The organism is Pseudoalteromonas sp. A22, from assembly GCF_018141345.1.
In the GTDB taxonomy this organism is placed as follows: domain Bacteria; phylum Pseudomonadota; class Gammaproteobacteria; order Enterobacterales; family Alteromonadaceae; genus Pseudoalteromonas; species Pseudoalteromonas maricaloris.
Map to the genome: position 1 here is coordinate 3,214,686 of NZ_CP047238.1, position 11,634 is coordinate 3,226,319.

The 11,634-nt window shown below is 43.8% G+C and carries 10 protein-coding genes; 7 read left to right on the forward strand and 3 right to left on the reverse strand.

Annotated features, from left to right (window positions below; translation table 11 throughout):
• Window positions 1-7 precede the first annotated feature (7 nt).
• From djlA to GSF04_RS19355, 3 genes are read right to left on the reverse strand one after another with little or no spacing between them, the layout of a single operon-like run.
• Complete coding sequence (gene djlA / locus GSF04_RS19345; RefSeq protein WP_069023565.1) at window positions 8-853, reverse strand: co-chaperone DjlA; 846 nt, start codon at window positions 851-853, stop codon at window positions 8-10.
• Complete coding sequence (murU, locus tag GSF04_RS19350; protein ID WP_045987745.1) at window positions 843-1,535, reverse strand: N-acetylmuramate alpha-1-phosphate uridylyltransferase MurU; 693 nt, start codon at window positions 1,533-1,535, stop codon at window positions 843-845. Before murU ends, djlA begins: the two co-directional genes overlap by 11 nt.
• Window positions 1,536-1,543: 8 nt before the next feature.
• A complete protein-coding gene (locus GSF04_RS19355; protein WP_211858459.1) occupies window positions 1,544-2,539 on the reverse strand; it encodes a phosphotransferase in 996 nt (331 codons plus the stop codon).
• Between the two features lie 112 nt (window positions 2,540-2,651).
• Between GSF04_RS19355 and lptD the strand changes: the two genes are divergently transcribed.
• From lptD to GSF04_RS19390, 7 genes are all read left to right on the forward strand, one after another.
• A complete protein-coding gene (gene lptD / locus GSF04_RS19360) occupies window positions 2,652-4,898 on the forward strand; it encodes an LPS assembly protein LptD (RefSeq protein WP_069023559.1) in 2,247 nt (748 codons plus the stop codon).
• A gap of 15 nt (window positions 4,899-4,913) precedes the next feature.
• Window positions 4,914-6,206: a peptidylprolyl isomerase SurA gene (gene surA, locus GSF04_RS19365; RefSeq protein ID WP_017216475.1), complete on the forward strand. Its 1,293-nt coding sequence runs from the start codon at window positions 4,914-4,916 to the stop codon at window positions 6,204-6,206.
• A 5-nt stretch (window positions 6,207-6,211) separates the two neighbouring features.
• On the forward strand, window positions 6,212-7,204 hold the full coding sequence (gene pdxA / locus GSF04_RS19370) for a 4-hydroxythreonine-4-phosphate dehydrogenase PdxA (protein ID WP_130163490.1): 993 nt from the start codon (window positions 6,212-6,214) through the stop codon (window positions 7,202-7,204).
• A complete protein-coding gene (rsmA, locus tag GSF04_RS19375) occupies window positions 7,201-8,007 on the forward strand; it encodes a 16S rRNA (adenine(1518)-N(6)/adenine(1519)-N(6))-dimethyltransferase RsmA (RefSeq protein WP_211858460.1) in 807 nt (268 codons plus the stop codon). Before pdxA ends, rsmA begins: the two co-directional genes overlap by 4 nt.
• The gene (apaG, locus tag GSF04_RS19380) at window positions 7,991-8,380 is read left to right on the forward strand and encodes a Co2+/Mg2+ efflux protein ApaG (protein ID WP_010374721.1); all 390 of its coding nucleotides are present in this window, start codon (window positions 7,991-7,993) and stop codon (window positions 8,378-8,380) included. The genes rsmA and apaG overlap by 17 nt, the downstream gene beginning before the upstream one ends.
• Before the next feature lie 99 nt (window positions 8,381-8,479).
• A complete protein-coding gene (locus GSF04_RS19385; protein WP_211858461.1) occupies window positions 8,480-9,277 on the forward strand; it encodes a symmetrical bis(5'-nucleosyl)-tetraphosphatase in 798 nt (265 codons plus the stop codon).
• 226 nt (window positions 9,278-9,503) lie between these two features.
• Window positions 9,504-11,519: a methyl-accepting chemotaxis protein gene (locus GSF04_RS19390; RefSeq protein ID WP_211858463.1), complete on the forward strand. Its 2,016-nt coding sequence runs from the start codon at window positions 9,504-9,506 to the stop codon at window positions 11,517-11,519.
• Window positions 11,520-11,634 lie beyond the last annotated feature (115 nt).

Consider the following 11,634-nt stretch of genomic DNA (forward strand, 5'->3'; position numbering starts at 1 on the left):
TTTCAAGTTAGCTCTTTTTTAAATATTCATAGGCAGACTGAATATCTTGGCTTTTGCGCTTTGCCACTTCCATCATATGCTTAGGTAATCCCTGAGACACCAATTTGTCAGGGTGATGCTGCGACATCAGTTTGCGGTAAGCTTTTTTGATTTCACGCTCATTCGCCCCTTCACTCAATCCCAGTACAGCCAATGCTTTAGCACGGTTTAAACCGTTATCTTGTGGTGCTGGTTGACGGCCGCCCTGTTGCTGGTGCTGATGTTGCGATCTCCCCGACGCCTGAGAGCGACGAAACTCAAATTCTGCTTGGTAACGCTTTAGCAGGAACAAAAAGTGGGTTTCTGCGAAACCTAAATACTTGCTCACCTGTTTAAGTAAGGCCTTCTCCGCATCGGACACATGACCATCACAAAACGCCATTTGAATTTGAATTTCTAAAAACAGCTGCCTCAAGTCATAGCGTCTAGCAAAAGCTTCTTTAAAATCGGTAACCGCTTCTTTTATCGAAAAGTCGCTGCTTTTTCCCGCAGTAAATGCATGTTGCGCTTCTTTCCGCTCTTCACCCTGCAAGCCCATTTCGCTCATAAACGCAGACGCAGCTTGAATGTGGATTTCACTGACTCGACCATTAGACTTGGCGATATGTCCCATCACAGAAAAACAGCTGGAAAAGAACAAGGCTTGGCGCTCATGCAGATCTTCACCTTTCATGAAACCTTGAAAGCCACCGACTTTATCAAAATCCTGACGCAAACTTTTATCAAATAAATGGCCGAGATAAAAACCTAAAATAGCGCCTAACCAACGACCAAATAAAAAGCCGAAAATTGTGCCTAATAATTTACCCCACATCGCTATACCCTAACTTTTCGTTGATCATTTTTAGTCGCTCTGGCGTGCCAATGTCGTCCCACGCGCCCAAATATAGTTCAGTAGAAACTTTATGCTGCTCAAGCCCACTGCGCAGCAACGGCCCTAGTTTTATAAAGCCAGCCCCAAGCTCGGCAAAAAAACTTTGGTGATATTTGCCAATGCCAGACAAGGTATACTTTTGCTGATTGAGCGGCTGATGGGCAAGGCAAAAATCACCTTCAGGATTATGTTCGGGATTTTCTACCAACACAATGTGCGCCTCGCAATGACCCTCTGCTGTGCTACCGAGCTGTAACTGCATTAGACTGCTGACATCATAGTCAGTAAAAATATCGCCATTGAGTACAATAAAGCTATCATCCTGTTCACATAACATCGGCAATGCTTGAATGATTCCACCTGCAGTTTCTAATCCACCTTCAGGCTCATCGCTGTACTCAATATTGACACCGAAGTGAATGCCATTGCCGAAATAGTCTTTTATCACCTGACCTTGCCATGCAAGATTTATCACAATATCGCAGATCCCAGCCGCTTTTAAACGCTCGATATGATGCTCAAGTAGTGGTTTTCCTGCGACGTTAAGCATAGGTTTTGGTTGGTTCGCGGTCAGTGGCATCATGCGTTTACCACGACCAGCAGATAAAATTATCGCTTTCATTGTTACTTCTATTTAGTGCCTAATTTGGCCTGCGCTTGAGGCATTATGTCATTCTCCAGCCAGCTTGCAAGCCACTGAAATTCTTTATACTTATTCGCCACTTCAACAAGGTAGCGTAAGGTTGGCAAAATATTTTCTAAGTACCCGCCTTTGCCGTCTCGCTGCAATAGGCGAGTAAAAATCCCGGCAGCTTTAAGGTGCCTTTGCATCCCCGTTAAGTCAAAGTAATGTTGGTAGGTGCTAAAATCCATATCGCCTAATAAATTTGCCGCTTTTAAGCAATCAAAGCTATGTTGCTGAAGCTCGGTGAACTCATGTGCATCAAGGCGAGTATAACAATCTCGCAACAAAGAAACCGCATCATAAGTGACAGGTCCTTGTACCGCATCCTGATAATCAATGAGATACCACTGAGACTGATGACATATCAGGTTGCGACTATGAAAGTCTCGATGCATCGTAACCTGCGGCTGGCGAGTCATCGCATCGACGAGCTTCAACTTCACATTATGCCACTGCACTTGTTGATATTCGGTGGGTGTTAAACCAAGCCATTTTGTTACAAGCCACTCGTAAAAGATATTAAGTTCCATATCAACGAACTCAGCATCATAGGGCTTCATCCATTTACTCTTTGGTGTTTTGGCTATTTCTGGAATAAGCGCTATCAACGCACGATAATCCTCTAGCCGAGAAGGCAATGCTAACCTATCGGCCAAATGCTTAGAGCCTAAATCTTGTAACAGTAACAGCCCTTGTTCTTCATTACTCGCAAGGATTTGTGGCACATTAAGGCCTTGCTCTGCAAACACCGTATTTAAACCGATAAAAGGGGCATTATCGAGTTTATCGACTGGTGTTTCCATTAAGATCCACGACATCGTTTGTCGCTTGACGCGATAATAACGCCGGAAACTGGCATCCGAGGTGATAGCCTCACACGTAAAATCGTCGCTATGTATTGCTTGCTGTATAAACTCGACGCGCTGGTTTTGACTATTCATGGATTTACTATTACACCTTCTACTTGTAAATATTTAAATGCTACTGTATTTCCGACAGTTTTCATTTATCATGATGAGCTTATTATTAAATGCTCAGCTAATAGGTTATTAAATGCGCAAAATTTGGGGCTTGGCTGTATTATCCGCGATTCATTCTACAGCTTTTGCTAATACGAACATTGTCGCCGCACAATGTAAAGACTATATGCAGCCAGAAAACTGGAAGCCGTTAGCCTCGCTGCCCAAACATGCCATTGATATCGTTGCCGATGACTTAGAACTACAAGGTACTGATAGCGCTGAGTTTTCGGGTAACGTGGTGATTAACACTGAAACCATGAGCTTAGAAGCTAGACGTGCGCTAATCGATAAAAAAGAAGGCCTGCTCAGCGCTTCTGGACCACTACTCTATCGTGACCAATTTACCAAAGTTCACAGCAATGGGCTATTCGCGGATTTAAATGCTAACACCGTGAGCTTGCTTGGTGCTGAATATGAATTAACAGACCAGCAGGGCCGCGGTGGTGCAGAGAAATTGCATGCCTCTGGCAGCAAAATTTCACTCGACAACTCCAGCTTTACCACGTGTCCTGCTGATGACCCATTTTGGAGTATCGAGGCAAGCAGCATTGTACTTTCTCGAGAAGACGGTTGGGGTGAGACCTATAATACGGTGTTCAAAATTATGGACACGCCCATTATCTATTTACCCTATTTTACATTTCCAATCGACGATAGACGAAAATCTGGCCTGCTGACGCCGACAATTTCCAGCTCAAATAAATTTGGCTTGGAGCTGATCACCCCTTATTATCTCAATCTAGCCCCCAACTACGACGCGACCTTAACGCCAAGATATATGGCCAATAAAGGATTTCAGCTTATTACCGAGTTCAGGTATTTAACTGAACAACATCAAGGTAAAATTGGGGTGGAATATCTCAGTAAGGATGATTCAGAGCCACAGCTAGACGATCGCTATTTAGTACATTGGCAACAAAAGAGTTATTTAAGTGATAAATGGCGTGCGTTTGTTGATGTCACAAATGTCAGTGACGATAACTATCTCACTGACTTAACATCCGAATACGCCAATGAAACTGACACTCAGTTATATCGCACCGGCAGTCTAAGTTACCTTGGTGAAGACTGGTTAGTCGACTTAAAGTTGCAAGATTTTGAAGTGTTGGGCGATCACAGAGAATCCTACACTGCACTACCGCAAATTAGCTTCCGTACACGTGACAGTTATGAACTTGTCGGCCTTGATTGGGACTTTGAAGGTGAGTTTGCCTATTTTCAAAATGATGCTTTGCCAATCTCAGAGGCGTCGCGATTACACCTAGAACCTCGCGTGTCTTTTTCACGCAGCGACTACGCTTGGTCATTTACCTCAGAAGCACGCCTACTTCACACGCGTTATGAACAAAATATCGATGTGCCTGATACAGAGTATGAAGAGTCTGTCACGCGTACATTGCCAAGTTTACGGGTACATGGACAACTGAATTTTGAACGCAGTACCGAGTTCTTTTTTGAACAAGGTACACAAACGCTTGAGCCACAAATTCAGTACCTTTACACACCACACAGAGAGCAAAGCCAAATTGGCTGGTACGATACGGCTAAGTTACAAGATGACTTTATTGGTCTGTTTAGAGCACGCCGTTACTCAGGTTATGACCGTATTGCAGAAGCCAATCAATTCACCGTGGGTGCAACCACGCGTGTATTCGATAGCAGTAATGTCGAACGCTTTAACTTCAGTGCAGGTCAGATCATTTATCTTGAGTCATCTGTAAAGCCTTCTGAACAGCTATTTACTGATGATACCAACTATAATGCACTATTTGCCGCTGAATCCATGTTACATTGGCATAAGCGCTGGTACCTCTCAGGTGGGGTGCAATACGATGTGGATAGCAAAGAGTTAGTGCAGTCTCACTTTACCTTGGACTATAAAGGAGACGACAAGCAGTTAGTGCAATTGAACCATCGTTATGTTAATGATGTCTCAGACTATGAAATTGACCAAGTCGGTCTCTTTACAAGTTTACCAATTGACGATAACTGGCAATTTGTAGCAAGCTATCACCGAGATATGACGGCAAATAGAAGTGTTGAATCCTTTGTTGGTGTTCAATACCAGTCTTGTTGTTGGGCTATTCAGGTGACTGCGAATCGTCAAATTGAAACAAACTTAAACCAAACACTTACAAATGATGAAGCAGTGTTTGATTCTGGCTTCAGCCTGAAATTTGTCCTTACAGGGCTTGGAAGCCAAAGCAGTGGTGATGCGAGTAAACTCCTTCAACAGGGTATTTTTGGTTACCGTAGACCGTATTTTTTGAATAAATAGAATTTAGAAAGCCGTATGAATTTAAAAAAGTTGTTATTAGTGGCCTCATTAAGTGCAGGCCTGTTTACTCAAGCACATGCTGAGCGTGTAAAGCTAGATACTGTTGTTGCCACGGTTAATGATGGTGTAATTTTACAAAGCGAAGTCGATCAAATAATAAATCGTGTTAAAGAACAGGCTGAGCAGCAAGGTACAGAGCTTCCTAGCGATAAAACATTACGCTTACAAGCCATCGATAAACTCATTGAGCAATCTTTAATGTTGCAACTGGGTGATCGCATGGGTATGCAAATTTCCGATGCTCAATTAGACCAGACCATTGCAAATATTGCCCAAGATCAAGGCGGTACGATCGCAGACCTACGTCGCTCAGTTGAAGCGAGTGGCGAAAGCTTTCAGGCATATCGAGAAGAGATCCGTAAAGAAATAACCACAAGCCAAGTGCGCCGTGCCAGTGTTGACCGCCGTATTTATATTAGCCCTCAAGAGGTGACCAACCTGCAAAAAATCTTGAGTGAGCAAACGGGTAACTCGGAAGAGTATGATATCGGCCATATCTTGATTAAGATCCCAAACAAAGCAACTCCAGAAGAAATTGAAGACGCTCGTGAGCGCGCTGATAACGTGATTAAGTTTTTGAACGAAGGTAAAGAGTTCAAGCGCATAGCAATTGCCTCTTCGAGCGGCTCAAAAGCGCTAGATGGTGGTCAATTAGGCTGGATGGGCATTAACGAAATGCCAACCTTGTTCGCTGAGGCCATTAAAGGTGCGAAAAAAGACGACATAGTTGGTCCACTGCGCTCAGGCGCGGGTTTCCACATTCTAAAAGTACAAGATATTCGTGGTCGTGAAGTCGTTGAAACCGTTGAGGTGCGTTCACGTCATATCTTAATCAAACCGTCTATTATCCTAAGTGAAGAAAAAGCACGCTCAATGCTAACAGGTTTTGTAAAAGACTTGCGCGCAGGTACCGCTGACTTTGCTGCGCTGGCTAAAGAATATTCTGAAGATCCGGGCTCTGCACTTAAAGGCGGTGAGTACGATTGGACAGATCCAACTACATACGTACCAGCGTTTAGAGACACTCTGTTGTCGCTCGAAAAAGATCAGATCAGTGAGCCATTTAGAAGTACATTTGGCTGGCACATTGTACAACTGCTAGATAAACGCGTGGCCGATAAAACAGAACAAGCCAAGTTAAATCGCGCACACCGCCTGCTGTTTAACCGTAAATTTAAAGAAGAAAGCTTTAAATGGATTAAAGAAATGCGTGACCAAGCGCATATTGAAATTATCGAAGCGGAATAACGGCTATGACACTCAGAATCGCAATTACACCGGGTGAGCCTGCAGGTATTGGCCCAGATCTTGTTATCAAACTGGCTCAGCATGCATGGCCTGCTCAGTTAGTTGCGGTGGCTGATAAAAGTATTCTAGAAAAGCGCGCCAAAGAACTTGGTGAGCAAATCAAGTTATTGCCGTTTGACAGCGATGCTGCGCCTGAAGCGGCACCTGCTGGTGCTATTTACTACCTTCAAGTAGACAAAGGTGCTGAAGTGGTCGCTGGTCAATTAGATGAAGCTAATGGCCATTATGTGCTCGAAACCTTGCGCATTGCCTCTGAAAAGAATATGGATGGGACATTCGCAGCGGTAGTCACGGGTCCTGTTCATAAAGGCATTATTAACCAAGCTGGGATCTCGTTTAGCGGCCATACTGAGTATTTTGCACAGCAGTCTGATACCGCTGATGTCGTTATGCTACTCGCAACCGAAGGGCTGCGTGTAGCGTTAGTTACTACGCATATCCCACTGGCGTATGTATCAAAGGCGATTACGCCTGAGCGTCTCAGCAAAGTCATTCATATTTTACATCACGACTTACAAACCAAGTTTGGTATTGATCAACCCAGAGTATTAGTTTGTGGATTAAATCCACATGCTGGAGAAAGTGGCCACCTTGGTCGTGAAGAAATAGAAACCATTGAGCCAACACTGGAAATGCTGAATAAGCAAGGTATGAACTTGGTTGGACCGCTGCCAGCTGACACCCTTTTCCAAGCTAAATATTTAGATAATGCTGATGCTGTGCTCGCAATGTATCACGATCAGGGCTTACCTGTGTTAAAATATAAAGGTTTTGGAAACTCAGTAAACATCACCCTAGGATTACCCTTTGTTCGCACATCGGTTGATCACGGTACAGCGCTTGATTTAGCCGGCTCTGGTGATGTTGAAGTGGGTAGTTTTGAATTAGCGATCCGCGAAGCAATTAAGCTCGCAACCAAAAAAGCACAGAATGCATGACAGATAAAGTACATCTCGGACACAGAGCGCGTAAACGCTTTGGTCAAAACTTCTTAAATGACAACAATATTATCGACAAGATAGTAACTGCCATCGACCCAAAACCTGAAGACAATCTGGTTGAAATTGGTCCTGGTTTAGGTGCTATCACTGAGCCTGTTTGTGATTTAAGTGATCACCTAACCGTTGTAGAACTCGATAAAGATCTTGCCGAGCGCTTGATCCATCATCCATTCTTGGGACCTAAATTAACGGTTCACCAAGGTGACGCGATGAAGTTTGACTTCTCTTCTTTAATCAAAGAAGGGGAAAAACTGAAGATCTTTGGTAACTTACCTTACAACGTATCAACCCCTTTGCTATTTCACTTATTTGAATTTGCCGACCAGGTCGAGCATATGCACTTTATGCTGCAAAAAGAAGTGGTTAACCGTATGGTTGCAGGCCCTGGCAGCAAGGCCTTTGGTCGCTTAAGCGTAATGACGCAGTACTATTGTCACGCTATTCCTGTGATCGAAGTGCCACCACATTGCTTTAAACCAGCACCTAAAGTTGACTCGGCCGTTGTTCGATTGATCCCAAAAGATCCGTCGCAACGTACAGCTAAGAGCACTAAGCTTTTGAATACTGTTTGTTTAGAAGCGTTCAACCAACGTCGTAAGACACTAAGAAATAGCTTATCGAACCTGTTAACCGAAGAGCAGCTGCGAAACTTAGGTATCGACCCTACGCTTCGCGCTGAAAACCTGTCGCTTAACCAGTTTATTGAAATTGCAAATTGGATATATGACAACTCAAACTAATATTGGCTCACCGATCAAAGTATCGGTGGAGACCTTTTACGTTGAAGCGCAATCACAGCCTGAAAAGGATAAATATGTGTTTGCCTACACCATTACCATCAAAAACCATAGCTTATGCAACGCTAAGCTACATAGTCGTTATTGGCTCATTACCGATGCTAATGGCAAAGAGACCGAAGTAGAAGGTGATGGTGTTGTCGGTGAGCAGCCCACCATTCGTCCTGGCGAGAGCTATCAGTATACCAGCGGCGCGGTGCTCGATACCCCAGTTGGTACGATGGAAGGGTATTATTTAATGCGTAATGAGTTTGGCACTGAGTTTAAAGCGCCAATCAATGTATTTAGACTCTCCTGTCCAAATATTTTGCATTGATACCGTTTTTATTTTGCGGAAGCGGGCTTCCCCCGCGTTCCTCATACATGCTAGACATCAGAATAAAAACATTGAGTTATAAAAAACCACAGGTAATAAATGGCAAAATACGCAATTGGAGACTTGCAAGGCTGCTTCACTCCACTCATCGGGCTACTCGATCAAGTCGACTTTAACCCAAGCCAAGACCATCTATACTTTGTCGGTGACATCATCGCCAGAGGACCTGATTCACTTGCTTGCCTAGAGTTCCTCTATCAACACTCAGGCTCTATTAGCATTACACTCGGCAATCACGATCTCCACTTTTTAGCATGTCTTGCTTTGGGTGTCGCTCCGAACCCAAAAGATAAATTAGACGCGGTTTTTGCCAGCCCTAAATGCCAAAAATATGCTGACTTATTACGTTCACAGCCGCTGGCTATTTGGCTTGAAACACAGCAAACTTTTATTTCTCATGCAGGTATTCATCCAAGCTGGAATATTACGCAAGCGCTAGAATATGCACGCTTTGCCGAAACCATTTATCAATCAACAAAAGCCCCTGAGTTTTACGCCAATATGTACGGTGCTCACCCAGGACTTGAGCTCAACAAGCTCAGTGAACAAGATAAGTTTAAAGCCATTGTTAACGTCTTCACTCGAATGCGCTTTCTAAAACAAAATGGCGAACTGGATCTTAAGAACAAGTCTGGCCTAAAAGATGCGGCAGGTCTCACTCCGTGGTTTGAGCTCAGCCAAACATCAGCCGACACTACCCTACTTTTCGGCCACTGGGCTGCTTTGGAAGGCGAAACCAACAAGAAAAATATTATTGCCTTAGACACTGGCTGCGTGTGGGGAGGCCCTATGACGATGATAAATATCGACAGTGGTGAAAAATACCAGCATAGCTAACCTCTATAACAGCCCTAAATCAACGTTAGGGTAAGCACTTACTTTAACTTTTATTAAACTACACTCGAAGAAAAGAAGCTTATACTTTTTATCCGTTGAGCTGCTATTTTTTGTAATCCGACCTTTTTTACTGAAATTTTTTGTCACATCTGCTATAAAATACTTAACTTATCCGCAATAAATCCGATAAGTATCCGTATTGCTTTGTAAATTTTGTAGGACAGCTATGAATTTGACTGTTAGCCAACGTATTTGGGGTGGTTTTATTACCATCACCTTGTTGCTTCTTCTTATCGGGGGCAATTCTTTATTTAGAATTGCGAACATTGACAACTCAACTCAACAGGTTAATAACCTGTCTTTACCAGCTCTCTCTAAAAGCTCTGCTCTACAAGTAGAGTTCACTTTAATGAGCAAAATGGCTCAGGGAAGTTTTTATGCACGTTCAGAGACTGAGCTGGCGACGCTAAAACAGCAATTTGCAGAGCGCCAGAAGATCTTTGACAAAACCTATTCAGAGCTGCAGCAGGTCGTTGCTGCTAATAATAAATTGGCCTCAAGCAGTCGTGATGTTGGCAAAAGTTATGATGCGTTCGTAAAAGCCATGAACAGCTTGGTAAACGAGAAAACAACTGAGCTTTCGTTACGGGACAAATTAAAAGAGCAGTTATCAACTATCGACGTTGCCGCAGAAGATGCGACTATGGTGACGGTTGATATCATCGATTTGGATGGCTTAGAAGATGCTGACAAACGCGCTTTTCAAGCTGCAAATAACTTAGAAAATAACTTTTCTTCTGTTGTGACTAGCGCCAATGATATTGTTACTGTTGAAGACATCAATACACTGGAAATCGTAAGTAGAGATCAAAGCTACCTCGTTGAAGAGCTAGGTCGTAACATCGACTTAATGCGTGGCCCAGTTAGCGCGCTTGATAGCAGTTTGTTTGCTGATCTCGAAGGCTATTACACTAATTTGAAAGCTGCAGTTACTGGCAGCAACAGCATCGCGGACAATCAAAAACGTTTGATCAACGCATTAGCCGAAACACGTAAAGAGCTAGCCGATGCAGAAAAAACCACGCAAGCAGCCCTTTCTCAGTTAGATGATTTACTCTCTGAAGCAAGCCAAGTCGCCTTTAACTTACAGCAAGGCGTACGTGCCGATGTAGGCACAGCAAACCTATGGACTTGGATCGGGATGATAGTAGCAACGCTAATGGCCGTCGGCGTAGCTTACATTACCGTTAGCCGTATCACAAAACCACTATCGGAAGTAAACCGAGTTTTAAACATTGTCGCCAGTGGCGATATGACACAGCGCTTAGATGACACTGCAAAAGATGAGTTTGGTGAATTATCTAGAAGCTGTAACACCCTAATCTCTAGCTTACGTGAACTTATCACTGGCATTATTTCTCGTTCGACACAGCTTGCTGCAGCGTCCGAAGAAACATCGACTATCACTACAGAATCCAGCCAAGCAATTAAGAATCAGCAGGCACAAGTAGAGCAAGCAGCTACCGCTACCACCGAGATGAGTAGCACCTCTCACGGTGTTAGCAACAGCGCGCATCAAGCATTACAAGAAATTAAAAATGCTGATAAAGAAGCGGAGCGTGTTAAAGGTATTTCACATGAGAACAAACACACTATTGAGCAACTCGCAAGGGAAGTGGATGAAGCCTCTCGCGTGATTAACAAACTACACCAAGACAGCGCTTCGATAGGCAGTATTTTGGATGTTATCCGTGGTATTGCCGAGCAAACTAACCTCCTTGCGCTAAACGCTGCAATCGAAGCCGCGCGTGCTGGTGAACAGGGTCGTGGCTTCGCGGTAGTGGCAGACGAAGTGCGCTCACTTGCAAGTAAGACTCAAGAGTCAACTCAAGAAATTCAAGCAATGATTGAATCCTTACAAGCAGGAGCCGAAGAAGCGGTAGGCGCGATGTCGAAAGGCAAACAGCAGGCGGAGTCGTGCGTAACTCAGAGCGACCTTGCTAATGAAGCACTAAACTCCATCACTGCAGCCGTTTCTCAGGCCCATGATGTGAGTGAAGAGATTGCAAACGCGGCGAATGAGCAACAACAAGTAGCACAGGAAATTAGTGAACGCTTGGAATCGATTGTAACAATCGCAGAGCAAACAGCTGAAGGCGCAAGCCAAACCTCGATCTCTAGTTCTGAGGTTGCTAAACTCGCCGAAGAGTTACGCTTATCGGTAGAACAGTTTAAGGTTTAACTATCTAACCTGAGCTTTGAGCAGAAAACAGTCTCAAAGCTTTAGGTGGTTTAGCAAAACCGCTAAGCATAAAAAAACCCATGCATGGCATGGGTTTTTTGTTTCTTTTCTTTGA